We start from the raw sequence: 13802 nt of genomic DNA, 5'->3' as shown, positions 1-13802 counted from the left end.
GTGTGACGATATAGGGAGACGCCCATGACTCGCACGCTCGCAGCAACGCTTCTCATCTCGCTTTCCCTCGCCGCCGCCGCAGCGCCGGGCGCATCCGCCGCCGACTATATCGGCAGCGGCCAGGTCCAATCCTATAACGCAGGTGTTTGCAGCGAGACCTCGGTGCTCGGTTTCATCACTTCGCGCTTCGAATACCGGGATGCGAACTACCTGCACGCCAATCTGTCGATCGCCGATATCCGCAACATGGGACAGAACCGGCAAGAGTTCCGCGATGAGACTCATCTGGTCGAGCGTGAATATTGCTACGCTACGGCGGTCATGACCGACGGCCAGCAGCGCTCGCTCTACTACCTCATCGAACGCCCCTGGGGCTTTGCCGGCGTCGGCAGGAGCATCGAGTTCTGCGTCGGCGGACTTGATCCCTGGTATGTCTATGGCGCGCATTGCGCCTCGCTCCGCTAATCATGAAAGTAATCCGGAATGCGCGCCGGCTTCTGCCGGCGCTTCTCGTTGCGGCCAGCCTGGCCGGCTGCAGCGATCAGAACACCGAGAAGGTGCCGCCGGCTGCCGAGACGAAACCTGCAAAAGCAATCGCCGCGGTGCCGGTCGGCAGCGGATTCGATTTCTATGTGCTTTCGCTCTCCTGGTCGCCGACCTGGTGCGGCGACAACGATCCCAACGGAAAATCCAGCCAATGCGAAATCGGCGGCAACCGCGGCCTGATTGTGCACGGCCTGTGGCCTCAGAACGAAAAAGGATTCGCGGATTTCTGCCCGACGCGGCAATCGGACCGTGTGCCCTCCCCGCTCGGCAAGCAGTATCTCGATCTCATTCCGTCGATGGGCCTGATCGGCCATCAGTGGCGCAAGCACGGCACCTGTTCGGGGCTCAGTCAGGAGGACTACTTCGCCGTCACACGCGCGGCTTGGAACAGGCTCGCGCTACCAGCAGAACTCTCCCCGCCCCGGCAACAAACGAACATGTCCGTCAACGCGATCGAAAGCGCGCTCGTCGCCAAAAACCCTGGCATGACAAAAGACGCGGTCGCGGTCACGTGCGAAGGCAACATGCTCGAAGAAATCCGGATCTGCTTCGACAAGTCGCTGAATTTCCGATCCTGCCCGGCGGTCGATCGCCAAGCATGCAGGAAAGACAGCGTTTCACTGCCTCCGGCTCCATAGGTATTTGTTCTTAGGCAATTCCGGACGCAATTCCGCTTCGCACTCTTGTCGGACTTGCTCTGGACCAGAAGAAAGACGCTCGATGAAGATACTGTACTCTCCTGCCTCGCCCTATTCGAACAAGGTTCGGATGGCGGCGCATTACGCCGGGTTCTCGGCCGACAGCGTGCTGACCGACACCGGAGCCAATCCACCCGAACTGATCGGCAACAATCCGCTGGGCAAGATACCGACACTCATCCTTAACGATGGGCGTTCGGTCTATGACAGCCGCGCGATCATGCACTTCATCGACCGGGAAACGAAGGGCAAGCTTTACCCGAAGAACGCGGGCAAGCGGACCGATGTCGAGATCCTCGAAGCCCTGTGCGACGGCGTCTGCGACAGCCTGCTGGCGATCGTCTACGAGAAACGTTCACACCCGCCGGAAAAGGTGCATCAGCCCTGGATCGACCGGCAATGGGAAAAGGTCGAACGCAGCCTCGACCATCTGAACGCCAACCTGCCGAAGACCGGAACCAAACTCCATGCCGGCCATTTCGCCCTTGCGGCGATGCTGCGCTACATCGAGTTGCGCTTTGCCGGCGAATGGCAGAAGGGTCGCGCCAAACTCAAGAACTGGCCGGCGAAGTTCGAAAAGCACTTTCCCGACTATTCCAAGTTCAAAGCGTAGGAAACGCGCACAAAAAAGGCCGGGTCGCCCCGGCCTTCTTGTTTGATCCGGCGAGAGCCGATCAGAACTTCACGCCCATACCGACGCGAACGCTGTGTTCGTCGTAACCGGAGGAGACGTTGGTGCCGCCCATCCGGAAGTCCTTCGAGCCGTAGTCCGTGTAACGGTACTCGACGCGTGCGGTGATGTTGTCGGTGACAAAGGTTTCCGCGCCGGCACCTGCGGTCCAGCCGACCATGGTGTTCTTGTCGGAAGCGCCACCAACGGTGCCCTTGGCCTGGCCGACGGCGAGACCGGCGGTGCCGTAAAGCAGAACCGGGTTCAGATCGACGCCGACGCGTGCGCGCAGCGAGCCGTTGACGCCCTGCTTCATGCGCAGGTTGCCCTTGCTCGAATCCTGACCGGAGTAGCCGACATCGGCTTCGCCGCCGTATACGATCTGGCCGCTCTGCATGTTGTAGCCGCCGTAGAGACCGCCGCCGAAGCCGGCTGCCGTGTTGCTGCCGGTCGCGTCAAACTGACCATGGTGCCAATCGGCGGTACCACCGACATAGGCGCCCGACCAGTTCTTCTGCGCCGGCTCGGTGTATTCGGCCTGCGGAGCAGCCGGAACTTCGTCGATCGCATCAGCAGCCTGGGCGGCCTGGAAGGCGATGAGGGTCATAGCCGAAGCCATGAGGGTGGTGGTGAGCGTACGCATAAATATTCTCCTTTTCGTACCGATGCCCCTTGGGCTTGGGGTCCCACAGTGAAACATCGGACAACTTTCAATTAACCCGCCCGGTTGAGCTGAAATTGGTCAGCAAATGCGGATTCACAAGAGCCAAAATGTGAAATTTTGGTGGCACAAACACGCCCGAAATTTGATGTTGCCTTGGCGCAACAGGGGATTTATTAACCATGATTCAAGATTAACGAAAGATATACTATACACATACAAAATAATACAATTTACGCCAATTCCATTAATTTTTCGGCAAGGAACTGTCAGGGAGTGTTTCAGGCTCACGTTTCTTGCCTATATCTTGGTCGGCTGACGCGAAGATTCGAAAAAGCGGGATGAAACGTTGAAGAAAGCACGGAAGGCCGCCCTCGTGACCGGGGGCGCCAAGCGGATCGGCAAAGCTATAGTTGAGGACCTCGCGGCCCATGGCTTTTCGGTCGCCATTCATGCCGACGCCTCATTTGACGAAGCGGAAGCTCTAGTCGAAGCACTCTCGAAAGGTGGAACGAAGGCCATCGCGCTTCGCGCCGACCTCACCGATACGGCGGAGACTTCGACGCTCATCGCACGCGCCGCAGAGGCGCTTGGCCCGCTGAACCTGCTCGTCAACAATGCCTCGGTCTTCAAGAAGGACAGCCTCGACGCTTTCGACGAATCAATCTGGGATCAGCACTTCGCCCTGCATGTGAAGGCCCCTTCCCTGTTGGCGCGCGATTTCGCTGAACTGCTTCCGGCGGACGCCAATGGACTCATTGTCAACGTGATCGACCAGCGCGTCTGGGCTCCCAATCCGCGCTTTTATTCCTATATGTTGTCGAAGTCGGCGCTTTGGACCGCTACCCGGACGATGGCGCAGGCGCTCGCCCCGCGCATCCGCGTCAACGGTATCGGCCCCGGGCCGACTTTGCCAAACGAGCGGCAGGACCCGCAGGATTTTGAGGCGCAGGTCGAAGCCCTGATTCTCAGACGCGGGCCGACGCTCGACGAATTCGGACGGACGATCCGCTTCCTGTTCGACACGCCGTCGATTACCGGACAGATGATCGCGCTCGACGGGGGCCAGCACCTCGCCTGGGAAACGCCCGACATCAGGGAGATAGTGGAATGAACGGACGCGTGCCGACAGACGGCGGCATCCTCTATGACGGCAGCGAAGCGGAAGACGACGACGATCTGATCGAGGTCACAGAAAGCACGAGTGCCACGCCACCCGTCGAGTGGAACGAGAATCGCGCCGAAATGGAAGGCTTGAAGGGCGCAGAGCTGATCCAGGCCTTCGTCAAGCTCCTGCCAAACGGCCCTGGCGTCTACCGCATGTTCAACGAGACCGGCGACGTTCTCTATGTCGGCAAGGCGCGCAGCCTGAAGAAGCGCGTCAGCAACTATGCCCAGGGACGCGGCCATTCCAACCGCATCGCGCGCATGGTGCGCGAGACCGCCAACATGGAGTTCGTGACGACGCGCACCGAGATCGAGGCGCTGCTGCTCGAAGCGAACCTGATCAAGCGCCTCCGGCCGCGCTTCAACGTGCTTTTGCGCGACGACAAGTCGTTTCCCTATATTCTGGTGACGGGCGACAGCCGGGCGCCGGCGCTTTACAAGCACCGCGGCGCACGCAGCCGCAAGGGGGACTTCTTCGGCCCCTTCGCGTCGGCTGGTGCCGTCGGGCGAACGATCAATTCGCTGCAGCGCGCCTTCCTGCTCAGGACCTGTACCGACAGCGTCTTTGAGACCCGGACGCGCCCCTGCCTGCTCTACCAGATCAAGCGCTGTTCGGCCCCCTGCACCGGCGAAATCAGCGACCCCGACTATGCGGAACTGGTGCGTGAGGCCAAGGATTTCCTGTCGGGCAAGAGCCAGGCGGTGAAGGCGACGATCGCCGCCGCCATGGGCGAGGCCTCGGAGAACCTCGACTTCGAACGAGCGGCCCTTTACCGCGACCGCCTGGCGGCGCTCAGCCACGTCCAGAGCCACCAGGGCATCAACCCCGCCGGCGTCGAGGAAGCGGACGTCTTCGCGATCCACCACGAGGGCGGAATTTCCTGTATCCAGGTCTTCTTCTTCCGCACCGGACAGAACTGGGGAAACCGCGCCTATTTCCCGAAGGCGGACCCGTCGCTGCCGACAGCGGAGGTGCTTTCGCAGTTCCTGGCGCAGTTCTACGACGACAAGCCCTGTCCCCGGCAGATCCTTCTTTGCGAGGCGGTGGAGGAGCAGGAATTGCTCGGCCAGGCGCTGAGCGAAAAGTCCGGATACAAGGTCGCGATCCAGGTGCCGCAGCGCGGTGAGAAGAAAGATCTCGTCGATCATGCGCTCGCCAACGCGCGCGAAGCCCATGGCCGCAAGCTGGCGGAAACCGCCTCGCAATCGCGCCTGCTCGAAGGCTTCTCGGAAACCTTCAAGCTTGAGCGGGTGCCGCGCCGCATCGAGATCTACGACAACTCCCACATCATGGGCACCAATGCCGTCGGCGGCATGGTCGTTGCGGGGCCGGAGGGCTTCGTCAAAGGCCAGTACCGCAAGTTCAACATCAAATCGACCGACATCACCCCCGGCGATGACTTCGGCATGATGCGCGAAGTGATGACGCGGCGGTTCTCGCGACTGCTGAAGGAAGAAGGCAAACCGGACCGGAGCGCCGAGGCAACCGATGATGGTGCCTTCCCCGCCTGGCCGGATGTGGTCCTCATCGACGGCGGCCAGGGGCAGATGACCGCCGTGCGGGCCATCCTGAAGGAGCTCGATGTCGAAGACTGCGTCACCGCGATCGGCGTCGCCAAGGGTGTCGACCGCGACGCCGGACGCGAACGCTTCTTCGCGCTTGGCCGCGACAGCTTCACGCTGCCGCCGCGCGATCCGGTGCTCTACTTCATTCAGCGACTGCGCGATGAAGCGCACCGTTTTGCGATCGGCTCGCATCGCGCCCGCCGCAAGAAGGAGATGGTCAAGAACCCGCTCGACGAAATCGCCGGCATCGGGCCGACGCGTAAGCGCGCGCTGTTGACGCATTTCGGCACCGCGAAGGCCGTCTCGCGCGCGGGCATCAACGACCTGATGGCCGTCGCCGGGATTTCCGAGACGGTGGCCCGGCTGGTCTACGAACATTTCCACGACGATGGTGCCAAATGACAACCGGGTGTCACAATTCACCGGGCGTTCACATGGAATCAGGCAAATATGACAATTGCCGCGTGATGACCTGTTGACCTCCGGTCAGCAAAGTCATTCTGTACCTGACGAACCAGAGAACACGAATCCATGCCCACGCCCGTCGCCTACAGCATCCCGAACCTGCTCACCTATTTCCGAATCCTGATCGTGCCGCTGATCGTCCTTTGCTTCTTCATCGAAGGGCGGCTGCACAGTTCGGATTTCGCGCGCTGGACGGCGGTCACGCTCTTCGCGATTGCGTCGATCACCGACTTCTTCGATGGCTATCTCGCCCGCATCTGGAAGCAGACGTCGAACATCGGCAAGATGCTCGATCCGATCGCCGACAAGCTGCTTGTCGCCTCGATCCTGCTGCTGGTCGCCGCTGACGGCACGATCGCCGGCTGGTCGATCTGGGCTGCGATCATCATCCTCTGCCGCGAAATCCTGGTGTCCGGCCTGCGCGAATATCTGGCGGCACTCAAGGTCAGCGTGCCCGTCACCCGCATCGCCAAGTGGAAGACGACGATCCAGATGGTCGCCATCGCCTTCCTGCTCGCCGGTCCTGCTGGCGACAAGATTTTGCCCTACACGACGGAAGCGGGTATCGTGCTCCTGTGGATCGCCGCCGCCATCACGCTCTACACGGGCTACGACTATTTCCGCGCCGGCCTCAAGCACGTGGTCAACGAATGAGCACCGTCAATCTCGTCTATTTCTCCTGGGTGCGCGAGCGCATCGGCAAGGGCGAAGAGACCCTGGACGTTCCCGCCAGCGTCGTCACCATTGCCGACTTGCTCCAGCATCTGAAGACGCTCGGCGACGAATACGAAGCGGCGCTCGAACATGAAAACGTCATCCGCGCGGCCATCAACCAGGAACATGTCGACCACAAGGAGCCGATTGCCGGCGCCCGTGAGATCGCCCTGTTTCCGCCCATGACGGGCGGCTGAGCCCATGAACGCGCCGGTGAACGTGCGCGTTCAGCGCGAGGACTTCGATCTCAATACGGAGGTCGCGAAGCTCTCTGCCGGACGGGCGGACGTCGGCGCGGTCGTCACTTTCTCCGGGCTTTGCAGAGATGAGGCGGGCACGCTCGCTGCGCTTGAGCTCGAACATTATCCAGGCATGGCCGAAGCGGAGATCGAGCGCATCTGCCACGAGGCGGTTGAGCGCTTCTCGCTGCAGGCCGCCACCGCCATCCACCGTTACGGCAAGATCATGCCCGGCGACAATATTGTGCTGGTCGTCGCCGCCTCGCGGCACCGGCAGGCCGCCTTCGACGGCGCCAACTTCATCATGGATTTCCTGAAGACCTCAGCGCCTTTCTGGAAGAAGGAACACCTCGGCGACGGCACCACCGGCGGCTGGGTCAGCGCCAAGGATGCCGACGACACGGCGCGGGACCGCTGGTCGACGAAATAGCGCTACATGCGGGGACTTCCCCTCCCGTTTGACTAGGGAATGACTTTCTCCCGGCGCGTCACGACCAGCACGATCACCAGGAAACCGAAGATCACGAAATCGCGCCAGAGGATGGGGCCATAGGCACTCCAGAGCGTTTCGAGGAAACCGACCCCGGCGGCGCCAAGGGCTGCAAAAAGCGGCGAAGCCTGGCCGCCGATTGCGGCGATGAACAGCACCTTGACGCCGAAGGTGAGCCCCGTGCCAAAATCCATGTTGCCGTAGTAGGACGCAGCGAGAATGCCGCAGACGGCGGCGATCAAAGATGCCGCGCCATAGGCGGCGATGTAAACGGTCGCGGCATCGACACCGCAGAGCGCTGCAGCCCCCCTGTCCTCCGATACGGCGCGCCAGAACCGCCCTGCCCGAGAGTGCGTGAGATACCAGTGCCCGGCCGCCACGAGCGCAGCCATGAGCACGGTGTTGCCGAGCTGGATGACCGTCAAGGTCACTGGAAAGCGAGGATCGTCCCAGAAGACGATATTCCCGTTCAGGAACGGCGGCAGCCACAGGCTGCGTGTCTCAGAGGCGAGCCGCGCCGTTTCCATCAGCAGTAGCAGGCAGCCGAGCGAAGCGACGACGACGGTGTTGGCTGACGAAAAGGCGAGCGGCCGCATGACATAACGCCCGGCGACGAGCCCGGCGCCAACGCTGAAGCTCAGGGCCGCAGCCGCGCCGAGGCCAAGGGCGGCCGGCAACACCAGCCACAGCCGGTTCCAGCCGAAATCAGCAAACAGCACGAACATCTGGCCCGAGAAGGCAAAGAGCGCGCCATAGGTGAGATCCGCCCGACGCGTCACGGCGAAGGCGATGGCATAGCCGAAGGCGAGCGCCGCATAGAGCGCAGCGATTGGGACGGCATTGGCGAACTGCTGCAGAAAATAGAGCATGGCGCATCCGGAGCGTGACAAGATCAATATAACTGGTAAAATCAATTTTACCAGTTAGGATTTTCGCATGACCTTCACCTGGACAGCCCATCGATTTGCCGGCGGCGCGCTGGCGCTGGACGTGGCCAATTCCATCATCCTGCGCGCCGATCCGGAGCGCCGGATCGACCGTTTCGCCGATGTCGCGGCAATCGATTCCTTTGCGGAAGCGGCCAACCGTTTCGGGGCGGAGAGTGCCCGCTTCGGTGCACTGGCGCCCGTCGCAGCGGAGAATCGCGGCCGGCTGCTGCAGCTGCGCGAAGCGACTGACCGGCACTTTCGCGCGGCGATATCGGCCAAGGGACGACCGGAGTTCTTGGCCGATTTGCTCGAGGCGATTGCGGCGGTTCTGCGCGGTTCCCTGCCCCACGTCGGCGCACTTTCGCTCGACGCGGCGACGGCGCAATCTGCCCTCAGCCTTGCCGCCAGCACCGAGCCCGACCGGCTGAAGATCTGTCCGAATTGCGGATGGCTGTTTCTCGACCGCAGCCGCAACCGCAGCCGGACCTGGTGCGATATGGCGGTCTGCGGCAATCGCACCAAGGCCAAACGCCACTACCATCGCAACAGGGAGGAAACCGGCTTATGACGAGGATGATCGTTACGCTTGCGGCGGCCGCCATCACGCTGCTCGCCGCCGGGTGCCAGCGTGAGACCGGTCCGGATCCGCTGAAGCTGACGGGAAAGATGTTCGTCTTCAACTATCGTCTCGCCTATGCGGTCTACACGATCACACTGCAGAAAACAGAGCCCGTGCCCGAGGGCAGCGTCGTCATTGCCACCTTCGAGAATCCGGTGGGCGGCGCGCCGTTCACGCTGACGCGCAAGCTTTTTCCAAAGCTCGACAGGGTGGTGCTGGAAAGTCCTGATTTGACCTGTGTGAAAAAGGAAAGGCCTTATGCGGTGACGATCGAGGTCAAAGGACCTGCCGGCGAAACGCTGCAGAAACTGGAGACCACAGTCGTCTCCGATATCGACCAGGACATCCTGCCGGCGAAGCCGCTGGTCGAAGGCCCCGCTTACGACAAGAACCCCGAGGTCTTCAGGGACGGCAAGGCGCCCGAACATTTCGAGACGGCGACTTGCCCGATATGAAAAAACCGGAGCGTTTCCGCTCCGGTTCAAATCCTGAAACAATTCAAGCCTTTGCGGCTCGAACCGAAGATTTTGAATCAGCCGACGATCTCGGTGCCCGAGAACCAGTAGGCGATTTCTTCAGCAGCGGTTTCCGGAGCATCCGAACCGTGAACCGAGTTTTCGCCGATCGACAGGGCGTGAACCTTGCGGATGGTGCCTTCGTCAGCGTTTGCCGGGTTGGTGGCGCCCATGACTTCGCGGTTCTTGGCGATTGCGTTTTCGCCTTCGAGAACCTGAACGATGGTCGGGCCGGAGGACATGAACTCGACCAGTTCGCCGAAGAACGGACGTTCCTTGTGAACGGCGTAGAAGCCTTCGGCTTCGCGGCGGCTCATCCAGACGCGCTTGGAAGCGACGACGCGCAGGCCGGCATCTTCGAGCATCTTGGTGATGGCGCCGGTCAGGTTGCGCTTGGTCGCGTCCGGCTTGATCATCGAGAAGGTACGTTCAATAGCCATTGGCTCAAATCCCTTGTTTCTTGAGAAGTGGCGGTTCATTAGCCGCCAATCCCGCGCAAAACAAGGGGGTTCACCGATGATTCGGCTCGGGCCAAGCGGGTTTCACGCAGCCGTCACACTACGTCCAAGCCCACCGTGCAGATCGAGGCACCGCTCGAACCAATCGGTGACGGGATCGCCTGGCTGAAGCAGGCGCTGCGGCGAGACGATGCGCGCCCACTGAAACGCGCCGAAGACGATATAGTCGGCGAAAAGCGGCGACGCGCCGCCCAGAAAATCCTGAAACTTCAGCATATGGCGCAAAGGCTCAAGTTTCTCTGCGAGGGTTTCGAGCGCGGCGCCACCGCTTTCGGCTACCGCTTCAAGCGACTTGCCAAAGCGCTTCTCGCGGCTCTGCCGGAAGTAGGCCTGATCGACCGGATCGAGGCGATCGTGAATATCCCTGATGATGATGCGGGTGATGGCGGGATGCAGCGTCGTCTGCGACCAGCCCTCGACGAAGCGGGAGACCGCCATCGCCCCCTCACCGGCGAAGAGCGGCGGGCGATCCGGATAGGTTTGTTCGAGATAAAGCGCGATCTCGAAGCTATCCTTCACCAGACGTTCACCGTCACGCAGCAGCGGCACCAGGCTCGTCGCTCCATCCTCGACCGCGGGGATCTCGGTGAAGCCGATCGGCACGACGTCGAAATCGAGCCCCTTGTGCGCGAGCGACATCTTCGTCTTCCACACATGCGGCGAGAACGGACGCGTCCTGTCGGCCCCACAAAGCGAATAGAGTTTTCTCGACATATAAACTCCCGGTCGGTTGGCGTCCCGTTGAACGACAAATCGGCCACGTCATCAAATCAGTAAATTTCATGAGTGATATCAGCCACAGAAATGCGGTTTCGAGTTAGCTTCGCCGCCCCTTCAAAGGAGATACCCGATGCTCGATCACTTTCGCATGTTCGCCGACTATAACCGATGGGCGAACCGCCTGATCTATGCCGCTGCGGCAGAACTGACCGATGCCGAATTGCGGGAAAGCCGCGGCGCCTTCTTCGGCTCGCTGCTTTCGACCCTCAACCATATCCTCGTTGCCGACCGGGTCTGGATGAAGCGCTTTACGCACGAGGGCGACACCCCGGCCTCGCTCGACACGATCCTCCACGACGACCTCTCGGCCCTCGCCGCCGCGCGGACTGCCGAGGACGAACGCATCATTGCCTGGATCGACGGCCTGAGTGATGCACGCCTTAGCGCCGTCCTCACCTATACGCCGCTCACCAACCCCACGGTCATCACGCAGAAGCTGGCGCCGACGCTCGGGCATTTCTTCAACCATCAGACCCATCATCGCGGCCAGGCGCATGCGACGCTGACCGCACTCGGCCGCCCATCGATAGCGCTGGATCTCGCGTATTTCCTGAGAACCGAAGGGTCAAAGTGGGCGTAACGGAGACCGGAGCGCGCCCAACCCAAGCGACCGCAGTGGTCGGAGCTCACGCTCCCGCCACTCCGCAAGCTTCTTGAGCACCTGACGCTGGCCGAGCCAGGCGACCAGGCCGAGCGCCACACCGCCAACGATCGACAGGACCGAAAACACCACGGACGGCAATGCCGGTTGCAGCGGCAGCATCAGCAACTCCGGCACGAAGCGGTGCAGAATGTAGATGTGGAAGCCCGCCGCCGACAGAGGCAGGATGAGCAGTGCCGCCCAGCGCGGCACGCTGATGCGCGGGAGATAAAGCAGCGCCGCGAGGACGGCGATTTGCAGGAGGTATTTGATTTTCGTCCCGATCCAGACCCCCTCGTATAGGCCGAAGAACAGGAACGCCCCTGTGCCGGCCGTCATCAGCAGCAGGCGCTGCTTACCGGTTTCTGCGACAGCGGCACACCAGCCGATGACCGCGAGATAGAAGATCCACGGCAGGGTAAAAATCTGGCGATTGCCGATCGGCCACAGGAGCGGCAGCGCCAGCCGGGCGGCGAGCGCCGCCAGGAGCAGGCTCATACCGGCGGCGAAAGGCCTTGCCGACACGTACCGCCGGAACTGTGGGATGGCGAAGAGCCCGACGAAGACGAGCATCATCTGGCAATAGGCTTCGATGAACCAGTAGAGATACGGCACCATGCCGTGCGTCTCCGGCAGGGCCACACCGAAATTGCCGAGGAGGAAGACCGAGGCCCAGGGCACCTCGCCCCAGGCGACCGCATAGGCGGCGACGATCAGATAGTATGGCACGAGCACTTGGACGAGCGGGCGCAGGATGGCCAGGCCGTCTCCCGCCAGAAGCGGGCCCATCTGGAAGCGGGCGAGGCTGAAGCCCACGAGAACGACCATGGCTGCCGATCCGCCGGGGATGGGCCAAAGCAATTCGTGGTGCAGCACGACCAGCAGAATGGCCAGTGTGCGGATCACCAGATCCATCCCGATCCGCCGCGTGGCGGTCTCGCGGCGCTCCTGCGCCGATAACTCGGCGATAGACAAGGTCTCCCAGGCGTCGGGAACCTGTCCCAGCGCCTTTTCCAGACCGATCGAGAGCTGAACGAAGCGCAGGGAATCGCCGCCCAGCGACACAAAACTGTCGGAGCGCTTTACCCTTTTCGGATAGAAGACCTGCGCAAAAAGCTCTTCGATGCCGCCGTTGTCGTCGTCAACGTTCGCCGCTGCCTGGCGGGCTGCCATGTTGAGCGCGTTGTAGTCGACCTTGCCGCTGGCAAGCCGCGGCATTTCGGCGAGGGGGGTGGCCTTGAGATGCGAAAGCGTCAGCCCGCTTGCCTGTGCGAGGAACCGTCTGATCTCTTCCGCATCGCGGCTGCCGGCATAAAAGGCGTGAAGGCCGGCATCGTCACCGACGACAGCAGCAGTAATGCCGCGCCTTTCGAGCGCCGCTTCCAGCACATCGTGAGCGATCCTGAGGCCGGCGATCTTGGAAATCCGCTTCATGCGGCCGACGATCTGGAACAGGCCGTCGGCATGGCGCATCGCGAGGTCGCCGGTGCGCAGTTCGGTGAGTTCGGCGCCGCGGCAGAGATCGTCACGCGACGTGGCATAGCCCATCATGACGTTCGGGCCGCGATAGACGAGTTCGCCGGCCACACCGTCGTTTTCAATCGGCGCTCCGCTCTCGTTCTCGATCAAAAGGCGCCCACCGGGGATCGCGACGCCGATCCTGTCCTCGTTGCCGGCAAGCAGGGCGGGCGGCACATAGGCGATCCGCGCGGTGGCCTCGGTCTGGCCGTACATGGCGAAAAAGGCCGCGCCTTGAGCTTTGAGGTGGTCGCTGTACAGACGGATGACGTCCGGGCTCAATCGACCGCCGGCCACGGTCATGAAGCGCAAGCGCGGGAACCGCCGATCGCGGAAGCCCACCTTCTCCAGCAATTCGTAGGAATAGGGCACGCCCGCAAGGTTTGTGCTGCCGCTTGCGGCGAGACCTTCGAGAAAATCGGCATCGAGGATCGATCCACCGGGAATGTAGAGGCTGGCGCCGACTGCCAGGTGAGAATTCAGTACCGACAGGCCGTAGGAATAATGGAGCGGCAAAATGAGGCAACCGCGGTCATCCGCCGTCAGGCCGAGATAGTCGGCGATGGACGCGGCGTTTACGGAGATGTTTTCCCGGGACAAGCGGACGGCCTTGCCACAACCGGTGCTGCCCGATGTCGAGAGCATCACCGCCAGCTCGGAATGCGGCGCACTGCCATTTTGCCGCAGCGGCTGTTCCGTGCGCCAGCGGCCGTCAATCCGGCGAAAGGCATGATCGGGATCGAAGGCATCGACCCAGGATCCGGCGGCCCCGTTCTTCGGGGCTTGCATCGCCACGGCATGTCCAGCTGTCAGCGCTGCCAGATAAGCGACGATGGCATGTTCGGAAAGCTCGGCCTCGATCGCCACCAGCCCACGCGGGCCGCGGAAGGACGGCGCCTGGCGCGTGACCCGCTCGCCGAGTTCCCGATAAGTGACAACCCGCTGCCCGGAAAAGACCAGCGCCGGCCGGTCGCCCCATTTCGCCAGATCCGCAATGAACGAGAGGGACATCCTTGACCGTCGCTGTTTGCCTCGGGCCCCCATGCCCGATTTAGCAGCGCCGAATA

Annotated in this window: 16 protein-coding genes; 11 read left to right on the top strand and 5 right to left on the bottom strand. The window is 62.1% G+C overall.

What is annotated here, in order from left to right:
- Positions 1 to 24 precede the first annotated feature (24 nt).
- The 3 genes from AC3WWH_RS06005 (at position 25) to AC3WWH_RS05995 (ending at position 1857) form a co-directional block, all read left to right on the top strand.
- The gene (locus AC3WWH_RS06005) at positions 25 to 465 is read left to right on the top strand and encodes a hypothetical protein (protein ID WP_058320210.1); all 441 of its coding nucleotides are present in this window, start codon (positions 25 to 27) and stop codon (positions 463 to 465) included.
- Positions 466 to 467: 2 nt separating this feature from the next.
- The gene (locus AC3WWH_RS06000; protein ID WP_058320211.1) at positions 468 to 1184 is read left to right on the top strand and encodes a ribonuclease T2 family protein; all 717 of its coding nucleotides are present in this window, start codon (positions 468 to 470) and stop codon (positions 1182 to 1184) included.
- A gap of 82 nt (positions 1185 to 1266) precedes the next feature.
- Positions 1267 to 1857 carry a glutathione S-transferase gene (locus tag AC3WWH_RS05995; protein WP_058320212.1) on the top strand — a complete coding sequence of 197 codons (591 nt, stop codon included), beginning with the start codon at positions 1267 to 1269 and terminating at the stop codon, positions 1855 to 1857.
- A 61-nt stretch (positions 1858 to 1918) separates the two neighbouring features.
- Here the strand turns inward: AC3WWH_RS05995 and AC3WWH_RS05990 are convergent, their stop codons facing one another.
- Complete coding sequence (locus AC3WWH_RS05990) at positions 1919 to 2557, bottom strand: outer membrane protein (RefSeq protein ID WP_057252653.1); 639 nt, start codon at positions 2555 to 2557, stop codon at positions 1919 to 1921.
- Positions 2558 to 2924: 367 nt separating this feature from the next.
- On the opposite strand from AC3WWH_RS05990, the gene AC3WWH_RS05985 reads away from it, so the two are divergent.
- From AC3WWH_RS05985 to AC3WWH_RS05965, 5 genes are all read left to right on the top strand, one after another.
- On the top strand, positions 2925 to 3689 hold the full coding sequence (locus AC3WWH_RS05985) for an SDR family oxidoreductase (protein ID WP_057252655.1): 765 nt from the start codon (positions 2925 to 2927) through the stop codon (positions 3687 to 3689).
- Complete coding sequence (gene uvrC / locus AC3WWH_RS05980; RefSeq protein WP_058320213.1) at positions 3686 to 5710, top strand: excinuclease ABC subunit UvrC; 2025 nt, start codon at positions 3686 to 3688, stop codon at positions 5708 to 5710. The genes AC3WWH_RS05985 and uvrC overlap by 4 nt, the downstream gene beginning before the upstream one ends.
- A gap of 129 nt (positions 5711 to 5839) precedes the next feature.
- The gene (gene pgsA / locus AC3WWH_RS05975) at positions 5840 to 6427 is read left to right on the top strand and encodes a CDP-diacylglycerol--glycerol-3-phosphate 3-phosphatidyltransferase (protein WP_057252657.1); all 588 of its coding nucleotides are present in this window, start codon (positions 5840 to 5842) and stop codon (positions 6425 to 6427) included.
- Positions 6424 to 6684 (top strand): molybdopterin converting factor subunit 1, encoded by a 261-nt coding sequence (moaD, locus tag AC3WWH_RS05970; protein WP_057252659.1) that lies wholly within the window; start codon positions 6424 to 6426, stop codon positions 6682 to 6684. The genes pgsA and moaD overlap by 4 nt, the downstream gene beginning before the upstream one ends.
- A 4-nt stretch (positions 6685 to 6688) precedes the next feature.
- A complete protein-coding gene (locus tag AC3WWH_RS05965) occupies positions 6689 to 7156 on the top strand; it encodes a molybdenum cofactor biosynthesis protein MoaE (RefSeq protein WP_057252660.1) in 468 nt (155 codons plus the stop codon).
- A 32-nt stretch (positions 7157 to 7188) separates the two neighbouring features.
- Here AC3WWH_RS05965 and AC3WWH_RS05960 read toward each other — a convergent pair whose 3' ends face one another.
- Positions 7189 to 8085 (bottom strand): branched-chain amino acid ABC transporter permease, encoded by an 897-nt coding sequence (locus AC3WWH_RS05960; RefSeq protein WP_058320214.1) that lies wholly within the window; start codon positions 8083 to 8085, stop codon positions 7189 to 7191.
- A 67-nt stretch (positions 8086 to 8152) separates the two neighbouring features.
- Between AC3WWH_RS05960 and AC3WWH_RS05955 the strand changes: the two genes are divergently transcribed.
- Positions 8153 to 8713, top strand: coding sequence for a CGNR zinc finger domain-containing protein (locus tag AC3WWH_RS05955; protein ID WP_058320215.1), 561 nt, complete (start codon positions 8153 to 8155; stop codon positions 8711 to 8713).
- The gene (locus tag AC3WWH_RS05950; RefSeq protein WP_057252666.1) at positions 8710 to 9219 is read left to right on the top strand and encodes a hypothetical protein; all 510 of its coding nucleotides are present in this window, start codon (positions 8710 to 8712) and stop codon (positions 9217 to 9219) included. Before AC3WWH_RS05955 ends, AC3WWH_RS05950 begins: the two co-directional genes overlap by 4 nt.
- Before the next feature lie 77 nt (positions 9220 to 9296).
- Here the strand turns inward: AC3WWH_RS05950 and ndk are convergent, their stop codons facing one another.
- Both ndk and AC3WWH_RS05940 read right to left on the bottom strand, forming a co-directional pair.
- Complete coding sequence (gene ndk, locus AC3WWH_RS05945; protein WP_034803877.1) at positions 9297 to 9719, bottom strand: nucleoside-diphosphate kinase; 423 nt, start codon at positions 9717 to 9719, stop codon at positions 9297 to 9299.
- Between the two features lie 102 nt (positions 9720 to 9821).
- Positions 9822 to 10511 carry a glutathione S-transferase family protein gene (locus AC3WWH_RS05940; RefSeq protein WP_058320216.1) on the bottom strand — a complete coding sequence of 230 codons (690 nt, stop codon included), beginning with the start codon at positions 10509 to 10511 and terminating at the stop codon, positions 9822 to 9824.
- A gap of 136 nt (positions 10512 to 10647) precedes the next feature.
- On the opposite strand from AC3WWH_RS05940, the gene AC3WWH_RS05935 reads away from it, so the two are divergent.
- On the top strand, positions 10648 to 11157 hold the full coding sequence (locus AC3WWH_RS05935; protein ID WP_058320217.1) for a DinB family protein: 510 nt from the start codon (positions 10648 to 10650) through the stop codon (positions 11155 to 11157).
- On the opposite strand, the gene AC3WWH_RS05930 is transcribed toward AC3WWH_RS05935, so the two are convergent.
- Complete coding sequence (locus tag AC3WWH_RS05930) at positions 11143 to 13779, bottom strand: non-ribosomal peptide synthetase (protein ID WP_058320218.1); 2637 nt, start codon at positions 13777 to 13779, stop codon at positions 11143 to 11145. The genes AC3WWH_RS05935 and AC3WWH_RS05930 overlap by 15 nt on opposite strands.
- Between the last annotated feature and the right edge of the window lie 23 nt (positions 13780 to 13802).

It is taken from the genome of Ensifer sp. EB106-03-01-XG145 (assembly GCF_058792075.1).
Note: the sequence above shows the minus strand (reverse complement) of the source record. Positions and strands in the feature narration are given on the sequence as shown.

Excerpts from the sequence above, each read along its gene's own strand:
- AC3WWH_RS06005 (WP_058320210.1), top strand. The coding sequence starts at position 25 with ATGACTCGCACGCTCGCAGCAACGCTTCTCATCTCGCTTTCCCTCGCC.
- AC3WWH_RS06000 (WP_058320211.1), top strand. The coding sequence starts at position 468 with ATGAAAGTAATCCGGAATGCGCGCCGGCTTCTGCCGGCGCTTCTCGTT.
- AC3WWH_RS05995 (WP_058320212.1), top strand. The coding sequence starts at position 1,267 with ATGAAGATACTGTACTCTCCTGCCTCGCCCTATTCGAACAAGGTTCGG.
- AC3WWH_RS05990 (WP_057252653.1), bottom strand. The coding sequence starts at position 2,557 with ATGCGTACGCTCACCACCACCCTCATGGCTTCGGCTATGACCCTCATC.
- uvrC (WP_058320213.1), top strand. The coding sequence starts at position 3,686 with ATGAACGGACGCGTGCCGACAGACGGCGGCATCCTCTATGACGGCAGC.
- pgsA (WP_057252657.1), top strand. The coding sequence starts at position 5,840 with ATGCCCACGCCCGTCGCCTACAGCATCCCGAACCTGCTCACCTATTTC.
- moaD (WP_057252659.1), top strand. The coding sequence starts at position 6,424 with ATGAGCACCGTCAATCTCGTCTATTTCTCCTGGGTGCGCGAGCGCATC.
- AC3WWH_RS05965 (WP_057252660.1), top strand. The coding sequence starts at position 6,689 with ATGAACGCGCCGGTGAACGTGCGCGTTCAGCGCGAGGACTTCGATCTC.
- AC3WWH_RS05960 (WP_058320214.1), bottom strand. The coding sequence starts at position 8,085 with ATGCTCTATTTTCTGCAGCAGTTCGCCAATGCCGTCCCAATCGCTGCG.
- AC3WWH_RS05955 (WP_058320215.1), top strand. The coding sequence starts at position 8,153 with ATGACCTTCACCTGGACAGCCCATCGATTTGCCGGCGGCGCGCTGGCG.
- AC3WWH_RS05950 (WP_057252666.1), top strand. The coding sequence starts at position 8,710 with ATGACGAGGATGATCGTTACGCTTGCGGCGGCCGCCATCACGCTGCTC.
- ndk (WP_034803877.1), bottom strand. The coding sequence starts at position 9,719 with ATGGCTATTGAACGTACCTTCTCGATGATCAAGCCGGACGCGACCAAG.
- AC3WWH_RS05940 (WP_058320216.1), bottom strand. The coding sequence starts at position 10,511 with ATGTCGAGAAAACTCTATTCGCTTTGTGGGGCCGACAGGACGCGTCCG.
- AC3WWH_RS05935 (WP_058320217.1), top strand. The coding sequence starts at position 10,648 with ATGCTCGATCACTTTCGCATGTTCGCCGACTATAACCGATGGGCGAAC.
- AC3WWH_RS05930 (WP_058320218.1), bottom strand. The coding sequence starts at position 13,779 with ATGGGGGCCCGAGGCAAACAGCGACGGTCAAGGATGTCCCTCTCGTTC.